Raw genomic sequence first — 14,668 nt, forward strand, 5'->3', positions numbered from 1 at the left:
CTGCGCGAGGCAAGGGTTTGAAAGATGGCGTTTTTTCCGATCGCGATCCTGATCGTGTTCCTGCTGATGTACCTGCTGCGGACGCGGCGCACGCGGATGTGCCGCTGGCGGCGGCGGGGCAAGACCGACTGGCGCTGTGCCGCTTGCGGGGCGGTGGCGATCACCGGGGATGACAAGCAGCCCCGGGTCTGTCTGCGCAAGGATATCTAGCGCAGGCGCGTGGCGGTGCCGGTGGCGATGTTCACCGACCAGCGCGCCTCGCCGGTGGGGCAGCAGCGGGGGTCGCCGGGGTTGGGCATGGTGGTGGTCAGCTCGACCCGGTCGTCATAATACACAACGTCGCGCGGGCCTTGCCCGAAGAGGCCGGAGACGGGATTGGCAAAGGCCCATCCAGCGCCGGTCCCCAGGAAGTAACCCGTTGCGATATTGGTGGAATTTCCGCCATTCGCCACCTCGAAAAACGCGATGCCGAGGGCCCGGCGCGCCTGGCCCGGGTCGGCATGGTCCGGCAGCCAGAACGCCCCGACCAACGAGGCCTGGGGCGGCAGCAGTTGCGCGCGCAGCAGCCCGTCGAGATCGCCCCAGCCCTGTTGCGCGGCCGCCGGCGGGGTGAGCGCCAGCAGCGCCGCGATAAGAGCCGCGCGGATCATGCGAAGGCCGCCTCCAGCGCGATCTCCACCATGTCGCCGAAGCTCGATTGCCGCTCCGCCGACGGTAGCGCGTCGTGGGTCAGCAGGTGGTCCGAGACCGTCAGCACCGCCAGCGCCCGGCGGCCGTGGCGGGCGGCGAGGGTGTAGAGCTCGGCTGCCTCCATCTCGACGCCCAGCACCCCGTGGCGGATCATTTGTTCCGTCAGATCAGGGCGTTCGTCGTAGAACACGTCCGAGGAATAGATCCCGCCCACATGGGTTTTCGTCCCCTTCGCCCCCGCCGCGGCCTCGGCGGCCTTGAGCAGGCCCCAATCGGCGCAGGGGGCGAAGTTCAGCTCGCGGAAGATGCCCGAGGACGGGGTCGAAATCGACGAACAGGTCATCGCCAGGATCACGTCGCGCAGGGCCACGTGGTTCTGCATCGCGCCGGTGGAGCCGATGCGGATCAGGGTCTGCGCGCCGTACTCTGTGATCAGCTCGTTGGCGTAGATCGACAGGCTGGGCATGCCCATGCCGGAGCCGTGGATCGTCACCCGGTGCCCGCGCCAGGTGCCGGTGAAGCCGAGCATGCCGCGCACCTCGTTGACGCAGACCGGGTCGTCCAGGAACGTCTCCGCGGCCCATTTCGCGCGCAGGGGGTCGCCCGGCATCAGCACGGTTTCCGCGATGTCGCCGGGGGCGGCGCCGATATGGATGGTCATGGTCTGGTCCCTTTCGTTCGCACCGAGTATACCGCGCGCGGCCCCGGCGAAAAGACCCGCCCGACCCCGTCGGATCGGCGTCGGCCCCGTGTCGGACTTCTGTCGGGCAAGTGTCGGGCACCTCCGCGCGCCCGGGTCACGAAGCGTTAAGGATTGCCGGGATCCGCCAGGCTGGTGAAGCGGCGCGCCTCGGTGTCCCAGACCAGCGCCTCGACACAGGGGGTGAGGTTGGTGCCGCCGCAGGCGCTGCCATGGACCTGGTTCAGCACCACGGTCAGATGGGCGAAGCGCTGCACGGTCCAGCCTTTGGACAGCCGTTCGGTTGCCGTCTCCTCCACGGCGAACACCACCGGGCAGCCGCCCGTGCCGCAATAGAGGGTGACCGCCGAAGAGCAGTGCACCTGCCCCAGGTCGAGCACCATGTCGGTGGTCCCGTTGCCGGTCAGATCGGTCCGGGTGATGGCCTCGGGCGGAACGTCGAGGGTGCCGTTGTCGAAGGCGGCGCAATCGGCGCGCGCGGTCTCGATCGCCGCTTGCAGGGGCGCGGGCAGGTCCTCGACCGGTTGGGCCGCGGCGGGCAGGGCGAAAAGAAGGGCGGTGAGCAGGGGTTTGAGCATGGGGCAGAGGTCCTTTGCGGGGCGCGCGCGGCGCGGTAGGGTCGGGGCCAGTATAGGGAGGCCGCGGACAATGCCCAGATGGAGTTTGACTTGGGTGTTTGCCCTGCTGGCAGGGCCGCTGGCGGCGGAGAGCGGTCCGGCGCCCGCGGCGGAGCTGGCCTTCGTCAAGGGCGTGCTGGCGGCGTTGCAGGCCAGGTCCTTCCGGTGGGACCGCGAGTATTGCGGCTATATCGGCTACACTGCGGAGGGGGAGCTGGTGGCGAGCCGGGCGCGGCGTGGGACGGCGGACAGCTGCCTGCCGCCCTGGCCGCGGCGGTTCGATCCGGTGGCGTCCTACCACACCCATGGGGGCTACGACCCGGAGGCCTGGTCGGAGATCCCGAGCGACATCGACATGGCGTCGGACGCCGCGGACGGGATCGACGGTTATGTGGCCACGCCGGGTGGGCGGCTGTGGTATATCGACGGCTCGGAGCGGATGGCGCGCCAGATCTGCGGGGTCGGGTGCCTGCCGATGGATGCGGATTTCGCGCCCGAGAGCGACATCACCGTGGCGGAAAGCTACAGCTACGAGGATCTGTTGGGCATCCTGTCCCACTGAGCCTCGGGCAAGCCCGTTCGAACGGGCTTGGTCACGCGATTTGCAAATCGCGTCCCAAGCGCCTTGCAAGGCGCTTGTCCAAGGCGTTTCGAAACGCCTTGTCCGGCGGGTGGCCTATTCCGCCGCGATCGGGGTGTCGTCCACCAGGCCCACGATGTCGAACATGATCCGGTTCAGCTCGAAATCCTTCGGCGTGTAGACCTTCGCCACGCCCATGGCGCGCAGCCGCTCGGCGTCGTCCTCGGGGATGATCCCGCCCACGATCACCGGGATATGGGTCAGGTCGGCTTCGCGCATCCGGCCCATCAGTTCCTCGATCAGGGGGATGTGGGAGCCCGACAGGATCGACAGGCCGACCACATGGGCGTCCTGTTCCCGCGCGGCGCGCACGATTTCCTCGGGCGTCAGGCGGATGCCCTCATAGGTGATGTCCATGCCGCAATCGCGGGCGCGGGCGGCGATCTGCTCGGCGCCGTTGGAATGGCCGTCGAGGCCGGGCTTGCCCACCAGGAATTTCAGCTTGCGGCCCAGCTTGGCCGACACCGCCGAGACCGCGTCGCGGATCTCGTCCAGCCCCTCGGTGCGGTTCGACGGGTTCGCCGACACGCCCGTGGGCGCGCGGTACTCGCCGAAGGATTTGCGGATCTCCAGCCCCCATTCGCCCGTGGTCACCCCGGCCTTGGCCGCCGCGATGGAGGCGGGCATGACATTGGCCCCCGAAAGCGCGGCCTCGCGCAGATCGGCCAGCGCCTTTTGCGCCGCGTCCTCGTCGCGGGCGGCGCGCCAGGCCTGGAGCCGGGCGATCTGGTCGGCCTCCACCGCGGGGTCCACCACCATGATCCCGCCATCGGCATCCATCAGCGGCGAGGGCTCGCCCTGCTGGTACTTGTTGACGCCGACCACCACGGTCTCGCCCCCCTCGATCCGGCCGAGCCGGTCGGAGTTCGCCTCCACCAGCCGGGATTTCATGTATTCGATCGCGGCCACGGCCCCGCCCATCCCGTCGATGGTGGCCAGTTCGGCGCGCGCGCCTTCCATCAGCTCGGCCACCTTGCGGTCCACCGCCGGGTTGCCGTCGAACAGGTCGTCGAACTCCAGGAGGTCGGTTTCCAGCGCCATGATCTGCTGCATCCTGAGCGACCATTGCTGGTCCCAGGGGCGGGGCAGGCCGAGGGCTTCGTTCCAGGCGGGCAGTTGCACCGCGCGGGCGCGGGCGTTTTTCGACAGGGTCACTGCCAGCATCTCGATCAGGATGCGGTAGACGTTGTTTTCCGGCTGCTGCTCGGTCAGGCCCAGGGAGTTCACCTGCACCCCGTAGCGGAAGCGGCGGAATTTCGGGTCCTCGACGCCGTAGCGGTCGCGGCAGATCTCGTCCCACAGGGTGACGAAGGCGCGCATCTTGCACATCTCGGTGACAAAGCGGATGCCCGCGTTCACGAAGAACGAGATCCGGCCCACCATGGCCGGGAAATGTTCGGCCGGGACCTTGCCCTTGAGATCGTCGAGCACGGCGGTGGCGGTGGCCAGCGCGAAGGCCAGCTCCTGCTCCGGGGTCGCGCCCGCCTCTTGCAGGTGGTAGGAGCAGACGTTCATCGGGTTCCATTTGGGCAGGTGTTCGCGGGTATAGGCGGCCACGTCGGTGATCATCCGCAAGGACGGTTTGGGCGGGCAGATATAGGTGCCGCGGGAGAGGTATTCCTTGATGATGTCGTTCTGCACCGTGCCTTGCAGTTTCGTCACGTCCGCGCCCTGTTCCTCGGCCACGGCGATGTAGAGCGCCAGCAGCCACGGCGCGGTCGCGTTGATCGTCATCGAGGTGTTCATCTGGTCCAGGGGGATGTCCTTGAAGAGCGCCCGCATGTCGCCCAGATGCGCCACCGGCACGCCGACCTTGCCGACCTCGCCCCGGCTCAGGACATGGTCGCTGTCATAGCCGGTCTGGGTCGGCAGGTCGAAGGCCACCGACAGCCCGGTCTGCCCCTTGGCGAGGTTGCCGCGATAGAGCGCGTTGGAGGCCTCCGCCGTGGAGTGCCCGGCATAGGTGCGAAACAGCCAGGGGCGGTCTTTCTTGGTCTCGGTCATGGGCATCCTCGTGAATCACCGGCGGCAACGATCTTGCGTTTCGGCGCATTTATCTGGAACTTTATGTCTTTGTCAATTCGCTGCGCTGCGGAGAGAGCGCGTTCTGCGCGACAGCATACTGCATCTTCGGCGCGGAGCCGAACCCAAACATCGCGCACCGGCCGTGGGTGCCGGGCTGCGGTGGTGGCGGGCAGGGTGGAAAATCAGGGGGCCTATGACATCGGGCGAGTTCCCCGGTTCGGGCTTTGTGATACAAGCTCTTGTAATGACGCAGACCATCGACATCCCGTTCTGGCAGTTCGCGTTGCTGATCGCCTTCGCGGCGGTGACCTTTGCGTCCCATTTCCTGTTTCCGTCCGTGCGCTGGTTCTTCCGGCGGCGGTTCGAGCGCGCGGTGGCGCAGCTCAACACGCGGCTTGCGCGGCCCATCGAGCCCTTCAAGCTGATGCGGCGGGCCGACAACATCAACCGGCTGCTCTATGACCCGCAGGTGATGGAGGCGGTGGTGGCCCATGCCAAGGCCGAGGGCGTGCGCGAGGACGTGGCCTTCGAGAAGGCGCGCCGCTATGCGCGGGAGATCGTGCCGGGGTTCTCGACGGCGACCTATTTCGGCTTCGCGATCCGGATCGGTCATTGGCTGACCCAGGCGCTCTACCGGGTGCGGATCGAGCGGGTGGAGATGTCGGTCGCGGGCATTCCGCCCGAGGCGACGGTGGTGTTCGTGATGAACCATCGCTCCAACATGGATTACGTGCTGGTCACCTGGCTGGTGGCGGACAATACGACCCTGTCCTATGCGGTCGGCGAATGGGCGCGGATCTGGCCGTTGCGCTGGCTGGTGCGGGCCTCGGGGGCGTATTTCATCCGGCGGCGCAAGATCACCCCGCTCTATCGCAGCGTGCTGGCCCGGTATGTGCAGATGGCGCGGGACAACGGGGTGACCCAGGCGATCTTCCCCGAAGGCGGGCTGTCGCGGGACGGGCGGCTGGGGGCGCCGAAGCTGGGGCTGCTGAGTTACCTGTGGGACGGGTTCGATCCGGAGAAGGGGCGCGACGTGGTCTTCGTGCCCGTGGGGCTGAACTACGACCGGGTGTTCGAGGACGCGGCGCTGGTGGCTGCGCCGCCCAAGGGCCGGTTCAAGCTGTCCTGGCGGCGGGTGATCGGCGCGGTGCTGCCGGAGGTCTGGCCGATCCTGGCCGGGCGGCAACGCTTCGGCCATGCGGCGGTGTCCTTCGGGGCGCCGGTCTCGCTGCGGGCGGCGATGCTGGCGGGCGGGCGGGTGGAGGACCTGGGCCGCGAGTTGATGGCGCGGGTCGGGGCCAGCGTGCCGATCCTGCCGGTGCCGCTGGTGGCGGACCTGCTGCTGGCCGGGCCGCCGGAGCTGGAGGAGGCCGCCCTCGACGCGGCGTTCCGCGACCGGATGACGGGGGCAACGCCGGTGCCCCTGACCGATGCGAGCGCGCCGGCGGATTTCACGCTGGAGGATGGCCTGCGGGTGCTGCTGCGCCGGGGGCTGGTCACCCGGGAGAACGGACGGATCACCGTGGCCGCCGAGGCCGGTCCGATGCTGCGCTATTATGCCAACACCTTGCCGGGACGACAGACACCGCCGCCCGAAGCCCCCGAGACGCCAGAAAAATACGTGATCGCGACATAAAATTACACAAACGATCCGTTTTTCGTTTGCATTGTTGCTGCGCGCCCCATATTCCCCTCAAAAGCGCCGCAGCATTGCGATTCTGCGCTGCGGAATACCAACTCTGTTTCCTGGAGGCCCCCATGGCACTCGATACCGACCAGGCCCTCGTGTCCTATGACGCACCGATCAAAGACCTGTATGACATGGCCGAGATGCCCCCCCTGGGGCATGTGCCCAAGCAGATGCATGCTTGGGTGCTGCGGCAGGAGCGCCATGGCGAGCCGGTCACGGCGCTCCAGCAGGAGGTGGTCGACACGCCCGTCCCCGATAGCCACGAGGTGCTGGTGCTGGTGATGGCGGCAGGGGTCAATTACAACGGCGTCTGGGCCTGCCTCGGCACGCCGCAATCGGTCTTTCTCGGCCACAAGGCACCCTATGCGATCATCGGCTCGGATGCCGCCGGGATCGTCTGGGCCGTGGGCGACAAGGTCACCCGCTGGAAGGTGGGCGACGAGGTGGTAATCCACTGCAACCAGGACGATGGCGACGACGAGGAGTGCAATGGCGGTGACCCGATGCTGTCGCCGAGCCAGCGCATCTGGGGCTACGAGACGCCGGACGGCTCGTTCGGGCAGTTCACCCGGGTGCAGTCGCAGCAGCTGATGCCGCGGCCCAGGCACCTGACCTGGGAAGAGAGCGCGTGCTACACCCTGACCCTGGCCACGGCCTACCGGATGCTGTTCGGGCATGAGCCCCATGACCTCAAGCCCGGCCAGAACGTGCTGGTCTGGGGCGCGTCGGGGGGGATCGGATCCTTCGCGATCCAGCTGATCAATACCGCGGGCGCCAATGCGATCGGCGTGATCTCGGACGAGGACAAGCGCCAGTTCGTGATGGAGCTGGGCGCCAAGGGCGTCATCAACCGCAAGGATTTCAACTGCTGGGGCCGTCTGCCCGAGGTGGGGACCGAGGCCTACAAGGACTGGTTCACCGAGGTGCGCAAGTTCGGCAAGGCGATCTGGGAGATCACCGGCAAGGGCAACAATGTCGACATGGTGTTCGAGCACCCCGGCGAGGCGACCTTCCCGGTCTCGACCTTCGTGGTGAAGCGCGGCGGCATGGTGGTGATCTGTGCCGGCACGTCCGGGTATAACTGTACCTTCGACGTCCGGCACATGTGGAGCCACCAGAAGCGGCTGCAGGGCAGCCATTTCGCCCATCTCAAGCAGGCTTCGGCGGCCAACAAGCTGATGCTGGAGCGGCGGCTCGATCCGTGCATGTCCGAGGTCTTCCCCTGGGAGGAGCTGCCCCAGGCGCATATGAAGATGATGCGCAACGAGCACAAGCCGGGCAACATGAGCGTGCTGGTCCAGGCGCCGCGGACGGGGCTGCGGACCTTCGAGGACACGCTTGAGGCGAGTAAAACCGCCTAATAAAATCTTAACGAATCAATGAAAGGCTCGTGGCACGGAAGGTGCTGCGAGCCTTCTTTCATGGCCCACACCCCTGGACCACCCGAACTCAAAGGGTTGCCGGATCGGCCCCTCGCCATTTTTGGGGAGGTATATTTCGCGAATACTTCCACTAAATCCCTCGTGCTATAGTTGTGTTAATGTTTCGTTAACCTTTGGAAAGAAACACTGATGGCACAAGATTGGATCGTGGACGTCCTCGCAGACCTTCGCAGCTTTGCTACGCAAAACGGCCTTACCGCTCTGGCCGAACAACTGGATGATACGATTCTGGTTGCCGCGACGGAGATTGCGCAAACGGACGAGGTGCACCCGAAGGCTGTGGAGACAAATGCACCAAGGGTTGGAATCGTTTCTGGAAGATTTGCAGGAAGCAAAGTCGCTGGATGACGTCCAGGCGCGTCTCTTCGGGTTGCGAGAAAGCCTGGAGGTCGAGAATTTCGCCTATCACTGTCTGGATGCATCGGGGAACAAATACGGCGCGATGACCTATGACGCGCCCTGGGTCAAACGCTACATCGAAATGGACTATGCCCGGGTCGATCCGGTCATCAAGGGCACCTACCAGCGGTTTCATCCCGTGGACTGGAAGCAGCTCGACTGGTCTCCCAAGGCGGCACGGGAGTTCATGGGCGAGGCGCTCGAAACCGGGGTCGGCAACCAGGGGCTGTCGGTGCCGGTGCGGGGCCCGAACGGGCAGTTCGCGGTGTTCTCGGTCAACAATCGCGCCACGGATGCGGCGTGGGAATCATACCAGAAGGAGTACCTCAAAACCTTCATCCTGGCGGCGCATTTCATCAATCAGCGCGCGCTGGAGCTCGAAGAAGACATAAATCCGACGGCCAAGCCCCTGTCGCCCAGGGAATCAGATGCCCTCACCCACCTTGCCAACGGTTTGAGCCGGGGACAGGTGGCCGAGAAGCTGAAGATTTCCGAGCATACTCTAAGGGTTTACATTGAAAGTGCGCGGTTCAAACTGGGGGCCGCGAACACCACCCACGCGGTGGCACGGGCGATGGTCAGGGGGCTGATCGTCGTCTAAACACCCCTATGTGCAAGATTTTTTTGCTTGCGACCGCTAGGAAATCCTTAACCGGGTCCGGGCGTTTCTTCCTCTCGTTTTCGCAACAAGAGGGCCGCCCCCATGATCCGTTTCGTCTATGCCGACCAGCTCGATACCTATCCCCGTCTCCGCGACAGCATGTTCCGCGACCGGGCGGAGCAGTTCAAGACGCGCCTGCAATGGGATGTCACCGTCGATGCCGACGGGTTCGAGCGCGACGCGTATGACGCGGAAAACCCGATCTACGTGATCTACGAGTTGCCCGATGGCACCCATGGCGGATCCATGCGGATCCTGCCCACCACCGGGCCGACCATGATCAACGATCATTTCCTGCACCTGACCGACGGGGTCGCGATCCAGTCGCCCTTCATCTGGGAATGCACGCGGTTTTGCCTCTCGCCCAAGGCCGATGGCCGGGTCGCGGGCGCGCTGATGCTGGCGGGCGCGGAGTTCGGCCTGTCCTCGGGTCTGTCGCACTCGGTCGGCGTGTTCGACGCCCGGATGACGCTGGTCTACCGGCGCCTGGGCTGGATTCCGGAAATCCTCGGGCAGGAGGGCGAGGGCCGCAGTGCCGTCGCTGTCGGTCTGTGGTCGATGGATGCGGATCTGCGCGAGCGGCTCTCGGCCCGGTCCGGGATCAGCCGCGAGGTCTCCGCCCATTGGTACGAACGCGCGTTTGGCCCCAGCTTGGCGGCCTGAGGGGGCATTCGCGCTGGCGGGGAGGGAACGGGTGGTTTAGCGTTTCGCCATGACCCTCCCCGCCATCCAGTTCTCCGATGATCAGGCAGATGCCTATGACCGCGTGGCCGACGCTCTGGCCGCCGCCGGGGTGGACCTGGCCGACGAGACGCTGATGCCCCCGCGGGAGGGGGCGGCGTCCTCGGTGCTGGCGGTTCTGGGCAAGGCGGGGTCCGGCAAGACGCTGCTCCTGGCGCGGCTGGCGGAGGATCTGATCCGGGCCGGGGTCGAGATCGTCTCGGGCGACTGGGAGGGGCGGCGGCGCAAGGACCGGCGCACCCTGGCGATCCTGGCGCCGACCAACAAGGCCGCCTGGGTGCTGCGGATGCGGGGGGTGCCGGCGACGACCATTCACCGGATCCTCTACACCCCGGTCTACGATCCGGAATACGAAAAGATCGCCGAATGGCTCGCGGGCAGCGGCGACCGGCCGGTGGTCGAGGGGCTGTCGGAGGCCGCGCTGGACCGGGCCAAGGCATTTTTCGAGGCGCAGAAATCGGTGCCCGGGGCGCTGGCGGCGGCGGGGCTGCGGGGGTCGGATTTCATCACCGGCTGGAAGCGGCGCGAGGACCCGTTGGACATTGGATTCGTGGACGAATCCTCGATGCTCGACGCGCGCCAGCTCGACGATCTGCGCGAGATCTTCCCCACGCTGTGCCTGTTCGGCGACCCCGCACAGCTCGCCCCCGTGGGCCAGTCGGGCCAGATGGTGTTCGAGACCCTGCCCGCGGAGCGGCAGCTGACCCTGAGCCGGGTGCACCGGCAGGCCAAGGACAACCCGATCCTCGATCTCGCCCATGCGCTGGCCGACCCGGAGGTGGATTTCAACCGGTTCGAGCGGATGGTCGAAGAGGCTGCGTCCCGCGACGACCGGGTGGTGGTGCAGGGCCGGGTGGAGGCGGCGCTGATGGCGCGGTCCCCGGCGCTGGTCTGGCGCAACGCGACGCGGATCCGGATGATCCATGCGTTCCGGGCGGCTTACGGTGCGCCGGCGGATGCGCTGCTGGAGGGCGAGCCGCTGATCTGCGACGGGATCGAGCTGCCGCTGAAGCATCGCAAGAAGCGGATCGACCTGGAGGCGCGGGGGCTGATCAAGGGCGCGCAGGTGATCTATCTCGGGCCCGGTCGCAAGCCCGGGTTTTCCAAGCTGCATGTGGTGGGCGCCGAGGCGCCCGAGGTCAGCGCCGCCTCGATCGTGAAGATCGAGATGCCCGACGAGGAGGAGCCGTTCATCCCCTATGCTGCGCGGATGGGGGCGACGTTTCTGCACGGGGCGGCGGTGACGATCCACAAGGCGCAGGGCAGCCAGTGGGACACGGTGCAGGTCTTCGCGCCGGACCTGTCGGCGGCGGCCTGGGCCGGGCGGGTGGAGGCGGGGCAACCGTTGTGGAAGCGGCTGGCCTACGTGGCGATCACCCGGGCGCAGGAGCGGCTGATCTGGGTGACGCGGGCGCGGCTGGCGCGGCCGGACGCCCCCCTTGGCACGGCGGATCTGAAGGCGGCGCCTGCGCCGCTGGTGTTGGAGCAGGAGGAGGTGGAGCCATGAGCGGGACGATCCTGATCACCGGGGCGAGCGGCGGCATCGGGGCCGCCGTGGCCGACAGGTTCCTGGCCGAGGGCTGGGAGGTCGGGCTTCTGGCGCGGCGGGCGGCGGCGCTGCAGGAGGTGCGGGCAGGCCGCGCGAACGGGCATGTCCTGGTCGCGGATGTGGCCGATCCGGAGGCGGTGGCGGCGGGTTTTGCCAGCTTCGAGGCGGCGGTCGGGCGGCTCGATGTGCTGTTCAACAACGCAGGCATCTTCGTGCCCGCCGCGATGATCGACGAGGTGCCGCTGGCCGACTGGGACCGGGCGGTGGCGGTGAACCTGACGGGGATGTTCCTCGCCGCCCGGGCGGCCTTCGGGCAGATGCGGCGGCAGGACCCGGCGGGGGGGCGGATCATCAATAACGGGTCGATCTCGGCCCATGTGCCGCGGGAGGGGGCGGTGTGCTATACCGCGACGAAACACGCGATCACCGGGCTGACCAAGCAGCTGTCGCTGGATGGGCGCGCGCTGGGCATTGCCTGTGGGCAGATCGATATCGGCAATGCGCGCACGGAGCTGCTGGAGGGGATCGACGCGGCGGGCCGGGCGCGCGGGGAGCCGCCGGTGCCGATGATCGAGACCGATCTGGTGGTGGACGCGGTGTGGCAGATGGCGGGGCTGCCGCTTGAGGCCAATGTCCAGTTCATGACGCTGATGGCGACGAAAATGCCCTATATCGGACGCGGATGAGCGCCGCGGGGGCGAAGGATTTTGCAAAATCCTTGGCCCCCGCTGCCCGTGCCGCAGGCGCAAACGGTGCCGCAGGGGCGAAGAATTTTACTTAAAATTCTTGGCCCCGCGCGGGGGCCAGGGCCGATGTCAGCCGCGGATGTAGCGGAACACGGCGGACGCGCTCCAGCCCGCCGCGATGGCGATGGCGATCGACAGCAGCCCGTAGATCAGCGGCCGGTCATGGGCGAGATTGTAGATCCACCGCTCCAGCCCCACCTTGCGCACGTCGATCGCGGTCTCATAGGCATCGATCACCTCCCGGTCCCGGGTCAGGAAGATCCGGGTGCGGTAGCTACCTTCGGTCAGGTTCGCGGGCAGGGTGAACTCGGTCGAGAACAGGGTCTGCGCCCGCAGGACCACCGCCGACTCCCGGGTCTGGTAGAGGTCCTCGCTGGCCCGAATACGCACCAGCGCGTCGGTGAAGAGATCCAGCTCTTCGGCGGCCCCGCTGTCGATGGCGCGGATCGCATTGCGGGTGGTGATCCGGTGGCGCAGGTCCTCGGTCTCGCTCAGGATGCTGCGCAGCGGGGCGGAGGTCGCCACGGCGTAGAAGGTGGGGGCGGCGTCGATCTCGGCGGCGGCGGTGTTCACCCAGATGCCCGCGACCCGGGACTTGCGGCGGATCGTGACCGGCTCCGGCGGGCCTTCGACGGCGATGATGACGCCCAGGTCGTTTGCCGGTGGGATCGGGCTTTCGCGTTTCACGGCGCCGAAGATCAGGATCTCGGAGCCGTCAAAATTGGCGGTGATCGCCACCCGCGTCTGGCTGAGATCGGCGACGACCTCTTCGGCGCGCAGGGGCAGCGCGACCAGCAACAGCAGCAGGGCGGCGGCGAGGCGGATCATCCGTGCCCCCCTTCGCCGATGGAGTAGAGCTCGCTCGGCATCACCAGCAGGTCGAAGGCGAGCTTGCCGCAGACCGCCAGCACGATGATCGCCAGCAGGATGCGCAGCTGTTCGGCCTTCAGCTTGGTGCCCAGGGCCGTGCCGATCTGCGCGCCCACCACCCCGCCGATCAGCAGCAGCACCGCCAGCATCATGTCCACGGTGAAGTTCGTGGTGGCATGGAGCAGCGTGGTGAAGGCGGTCACGAAGATGATCTGGAAGAGCGACGTGCCCACGACCACCTTGGTGGGCATTCCGAGGATGTAGATCATCGCGGGCACCATGATGAACCCGCCGCCCACGCCCATGATCGCCGCCAGCACGCCCACCGCGAAGCCCACGATCAGGGGCGGGATCACCGAGATGTAGAGCCCCGAGGTGCGGAAGCGCATCTTGAACGGCAGGGCATGGACCCAGTTGCGCTGCCGCCTTGCGGGGGGCGCTCCGCCGGATTTCCGGGATTTGCGGATGGCGTTCAGGCTCTCGACGAACATCAGCGCGCCGACCACGCCCAGGAAGACCACGTAACACAGCTTGACCAGCAGATCGACCTGGCCGAGCGCCTTGAGGTAGTTGAACAGGACCACGCCGATCCCGGCCCCGAAGAGCCCGCCCACCAGCAGGACGGTGCCCATCCTGAGATCCACGGTCCGGCGGCGCAGGTGGGCCAGCACACCCGAGAAGGACGAGGCGACGATCTGGTTGGCCTCGGTCGCCACGGCCACGGCGGGCGGGATGCCGATGAAGAACAGCAGCGGTGTCATCAGGAATCCGCCGCCCACGCCGAACATCCCCGACAACACGCCCACGATCCCCCCCAGTCCCAGAAGCAGGAACGCATTCACCGAAACCTCGGCTATGGGGAGGTAGATCTGCATGTCTCTCCTTACGCGCCCCGGCGGGTTTTACGCAATGCGGCGAGACTGCCTACGGGCTCAGCGTTCCTTGACATAGGGCTCGCCGCCGGCGCGGGGCGGGATCGCCTTGCCCACGAAACCGGCGAGGATCACGACCGTCAGGATATAGGGCAGGGCCTGCATCAGCTGGACCGGGATCGGGATGCTCAGGATCTCGATGTTCTGGAACCGGTTGGCGATGGCTTCGAGAAAGCCGAAGAGCAGGCAGGCCATGAGCGCGTACCAGGGCCGCCATTTGGCGAAGATCAGCGCCGCCAGCGCGATGTAGCCGCGCCCGGCGGTCATGTCCTTGACAAAGCCCGCCGAGAGGCCCGTGGCCAGATACGCCCCCGCGAGACCGCAGAGCAGCCCGCAAATCGCCACGGCGGCGTAGCGCAGGCCCACGACCGAGATCCCCGCCGTGTCCACGGCCGCCGGGTTCTCGCCCACCGCCCGCAGGCGCAGGCCGAACCGGGTGCGAAAGAGGATGTACCAGGTTGCAGGCACGGCCAGCAGGGCGACATAGACCAGGATCGTGTGACCCGAGATCAGTTCATAGTAGATCGGCCCGAGGATGGGGACGTTCTGCAGCGCTTCGGCGAAGGGCAGGGTGATCGGCTCGAACCTCGCACCGCCGATGAGCGAGGGGGTGCGCCCGCCCTGGCTGAACCAGCTCTGCGCGATCAGGACGGTCAGCCCCGCGGCAAGGAAATTCAGCGCCACGCCGGAGATCAGCTGGTTGCCCCGGAAGGTGATCGAGGCCAGCCCGTGGACCGCCGAGAAGAGCAGCGCCGCGAAGACGCCCGCAAAGAGCCCGATCCAGACCGAGCCGGTGATCGCCGCCATGGCCGCCGACAGGAAGGCCGCGACCAGCATCTTGCCCTCCAACCCGATGTCGAAGATCCCCGCGCGTTCGGAAAACAGCCCCGCCAGGCAAGCGAGCAGGAGCGGCGTGGCGAGACGGATCGTGCTGTCGAGGACTTGCAGGAGGGTGGCGAAATCCAT

The 14,668-nt window shown here is 67.1% G+C and carries 16 protein-coding genes; 9 read left to right on the forward strand and 7 right to left on the reverse strand.

The features are described from left to right. Nucleotides 1-24: 24 nt before the first annotated feature. Entirely contained in the window at nucleotides 25-210 is a 186-nt protein-coding gene (locus PVW48_RS09425; RefSeq protein ID WP_012179521.1) for a hypothetical protein, read from the forward strand. Here the strand turns inward: PVW48_RS09425 and PVW48_RS09430 are convergent. The 3 genes from PVW48_RS09430 to PVW48_RS09440 all read right to left on the reverse strand — a co-directional run bounded on the left by PVW48_RS09430 (nucleotide 207) and on the right by PVW48_RS09440 (nucleotide 1,968). Further along, nucleotides 207-650 (reverse strand): hypothetical protein, encoded by a 444-nt coding sequence (locus tag PVW48_RS09430; protein WP_274581147.1) that lies wholly within the window; start codon nucleotides 648-650, stop codon nucleotides 207-209. The genes PVW48_RS09425 and PVW48_RS09430 overlap by 4 nt on opposite strands. Then, nucleotides 647-1,351 (reverse strand): purine-nucleoside phosphorylase, encoded by a 705-nt coding sequence (deoD, locus tag PVW48_RS09435; protein ID WP_274581148.1) that lies wholly within the window; start codon nucleotides 1,349-1,351, stop codon nucleotides 647-649. The genes PVW48_RS09430 and deoD overlap by 4 nt, the downstream gene beginning before the upstream one ends. A 146-nt stretch (nucleotides 1,352-1,497) precedes the next feature. After that, complete coding sequence (locus PVW48_RS09440; RefSeq protein ID WP_274581149.1) at nucleotides 1,498-1,968, reverse strand: hypothetical protein; 471 nt, start codon at nucleotides 1,966-1,968, stop codon at nucleotides 1,498-1,500. Nucleotides 1,969-2,038: 70 nt separating this feature from the next. Here PVW48_RS09440 and PVW48_RS09445 point away from each other — a divergent pair, with 70 nt between their 5' ends. Beyond that, entirely contained in the window at nucleotides 2,039-2,569 is a 531-nt protein-coding gene (locus PVW48_RS09445; RefSeq protein ID WP_274581150.1) for a DUF4329 domain-containing protein, read from the forward strand. 114 nt (nucleotides 2,570-2,683) lie between these two features. Here the strand turns inward: PVW48_RS09445 and PVW48_RS09450 are convergent, their stop codons facing one another. Then, nucleotides 2,684-4,657: a protein meaA gene (locus PVW48_RS09450; protein WP_338020470.1), complete on the reverse strand. Its 1,974-nt coding sequence runs from the start codon at nucleotides 4,655-4,657 to the stop codon at nucleotides 2,684-2,686. A gap of 259 nt (nucleotides 4,658-4,916) precedes the next feature. On the opposite strand from PVW48_RS09450, the gene PVW48_RS09455 reads away from it, so the two are divergent. The 7 genes from PVW48_RS09455 to PVW48_RS09485 all read left to right on the forward strand — a co-directional run bounded on the left by PVW48_RS09455 (nucleotide 4,917) and on the right by PVW48_RS09485 (nucleotide 11,840). Continuing rightward, nucleotides 4,917-6,308 carry a 1-acyl-sn-glycerol-3-phosphate acyltransferase gene (locus PVW48_RS09455; RefSeq protein WP_274581152.1) on the forward strand — a complete coding sequence of 464 codons (1,392 nt, stop codon included), beginning with the start codon at nucleotides 4,917-4,919 and terminating at the stop codon, nucleotides 6,306-6,308. Between the two features lie 122 nt (nucleotides 6,309-6,430). Next, on the forward strand, nucleotides 6,431-7,723 hold the full coding sequence (gene ccrA / locus PVW48_RS09460) for a crotonyl-CoA carboxylase/reductase (protein ID WP_012179514.1): 1,293 nt from the start codon (nucleotides 6,431-6,433) through the stop codon (nucleotides 7,721-7,723). Nucleotides 7,724-7,933: 210 nt separating this feature from the next. Further along, nucleotides 7,934-8,152 carry a hypothetical protein gene (locus PVW48_RS09465; protein ID WP_157865342.1) on the forward strand — a complete coding sequence of 73 codons (219 nt, stop codon included), beginning with the start codon at nucleotides 7,934-7,936 and terminating at the stop codon, nucleotides 8,150-8,152. Then, nucleotides 8,106-8,804: a helix-turn-helix transcriptional regulator gene (locus PVW48_RS09470; protein ID WP_274581153.1), complete on the forward strand. Its 699-nt coding sequence runs from the start codon at nucleotides 8,106-8,108 to the stop codon at nucleotides 8,802-8,804. Before PVW48_RS09465 ends, PVW48_RS09470 begins: the two co-directional genes overlap by 47 nt. Before the next feature lie 102 nt (nucleotides 8,805-8,906). Then, nucleotides 8,907-9,527, forward strand: coding sequence for an acyl-homoserine-lactone synthase (locus PVW48_RS09475; RefSeq protein WP_012179512.1), 621 nt, complete (start codon nucleotides 8,907-8,909; stop codon nucleotides 9,525-9,527). 49 nt (nucleotides 9,528-9,576) lie between these two features. Continuing rightward, nucleotides 9,577-11,112 (forward strand): AAA family ATPase, encoded by a 1,536-nt coding sequence (locus tag PVW48_RS09480; protein WP_274581154.1) that lies wholly within the window; start codon nucleotides 9,577-9,579, stop codon nucleotides 11,110-11,112. After that, nucleotides 11,109-11,840: an SDR family oxidoreductase gene (locus PVW48_RS09485; RefSeq protein WP_274581155.1), complete on the forward strand. Its 732-nt coding sequence runs from the start codon at nucleotides 11,109-11,111 to the stop codon at nucleotides 11,838-11,840. The genes PVW48_RS09480 and PVW48_RS09485 overlap by 4 nt, the downstream gene beginning before the upstream one ends. 129 nt (nucleotides 11,841-11,969) lie before the next feature. Here PVW48_RS09485 and PVW48_RS09490 read toward each other — a convergent pair whose 3' ends face one another. The 3 genes from PVW48_RS09490 to PVW48_RS09500 are packed head-to-tail and all read right to left on the reverse strand — an operon-like array spanning nucleotide 11,970 to nucleotide 14,668. Beyond that, the gene (locus tag PVW48_RS09490; RefSeq protein ID WP_274581156.1) at nucleotides 11,970-12,728 is read right to left on the reverse strand and encodes a TIGR02186 family protein; all 759 of its coding nucleotides are present in this window, start codon (nucleotides 12,726-12,728) and stop codon (nucleotides 11,970-11,972) included. After that, complete coding sequence (locus tag PVW48_RS09495; RefSeq protein WP_274581157.1) at nucleotides 12,725-13,645, reverse strand: sulfite exporter TauE/SafE family protein; 921 nt, start codon at nucleotides 13,643-13,645, stop codon at nucleotides 12,725-12,727. Before PVW48_RS09495 ends, PVW48_RS09490 begins: the two co-directional genes overlap by 4 nt. A gap of 57 nt (nucleotides 13,646-13,702) precedes the next feature. Next, nucleotides 13,703-14,668, reverse strand: a complete 966-nt coding sequence (locus tag PVW48_RS09500) for an ABC transporter permease (RefSeq protein WP_274581158.1) — start codon at nucleotides 14,666-14,668, stop codon at nucleotides 13,703-13,705.

Source organism: Dinoroseobacter sp. PD6, assembly GCF_028807315.1.
Taxonomy (GTDB): Bacteria; Pseudomonadota; Alphaproteobacteria; order Rhodobacterales; family Rhodobacteraceae; genus Dinoroseobacter; species Dinoroseobacter shibae.

What these genes read in the sequence shown, in the direction of transcription:
- PVW48_RS09500 (WP_274581158.1), bottom strand. Translation starts at nt 14,668, where the DNA reads ATGGATTTCGCCACCCTCCTGCAAGTCCTCGACAGCACGATCCGTCTC.
- PVW48_RS09495 (WP_274581157.1), bottom strand. Translation starts at nt 13,645, where the DNA reads ATGCAGATCTACCTCCCCATAGCCGAGGTTTCGGTGAATGCGTTCCTG.
- PVW48_RS09425 (WP_012179521.1), top strand. Translation starts at nt 25, where the DNA reads ATGGCGTTTTTTCCGATCGCGATCCTGATCGTGTTCCTGCTGATGTAC.
- PVW48_RS09430 (WP_274581147.1), bottom strand. Translation starts at nt 650, where the DNA reads ATGATCCGCGCGGCTCTTATCGCGGCGCTGCTGGCGCTCACCCCGCCG.
- PVW48_RS09485 (WP_274581155.1), top strand. Translation starts at nt 11,109, where the DNA reads ATGAGCGGGACGATCCTGATCACCGGGGCGAGCGGCGGCATCGGGGCC.
- ccrA (WP_012179514.1), top strand. Translation starts at nt 6,431, where the DNA reads ATGGCACTCGATACCGACCAGGCCCTCGTGTCCTATGACGCACCGATC.
- PVW48_RS09490 (WP_274581156.1), bottom strand. Translation starts at nt 12,728, where the DNA reads ATGATCCGCCTCGCCGCCGCCCTGCTGCTGTTGCTGGTCGCGCTGCCC.
- PVW48_RS09440 (WP_274581149.1), bottom strand. Translation starts at nt 1,968, where the DNA reads ATGCTCAAACCCCTGCTCACCGCCCTTCTTTTCGCCCTGCCCGCCGCG.
- PVW48_RS09465 (WP_157865342.1), top strand. Translation starts at nt 7,934, where the DNA reads ATGGCACAAGATTGGATCGTGGACGTCCTCGCAGACCTTCGCAGCTTT.
- PVW48_RS09445 (WP_274581150.1), top strand. Translation starts at nt 2,039, where the DNA reads ATGCCCAGATGGAGTTTGACTTGGGTGTTTGCCCTGCTGGCAGGGCCG.
- PVW48_RS09455 (WP_274581152.1), top strand. Translation starts at nt 4,917, where the DNA reads ATGACGCAGACCATCGACATCCCGTTCTGGCAGTTCGCGTTGCTGATC.
- PVW48_RS09480 (WP_274581154.1), top strand. Translation starts at nt 9,577, where the DNA reads ATGACCCTCCCCGCCATCCAGTTCTCCGATGATCAGGCAGATGCCTAT.
- PVW48_RS09475 (WP_012179512.1), top strand. Translation starts at nt 8,907, where the DNA reads ATGATCCGTTTCGTCTATGCCGACCAGCTCGATACCTATCCCCGTCTC.
- deoD (WP_274581148.1), bottom strand. Translation starts at nt 1,351, where the DNA reads ATGACCATCCATATCGGCGCCGCCCCCGGCGACATCGCGGAAACCGTG.
- PVW48_RS09450 (WP_338020470.1), bottom strand. Translation starts at nt 4,657, where the DNA reads ATGCCCATGACCGAGACCAAGAAAGACCGCCCCTGGCTGTTTCGCACC.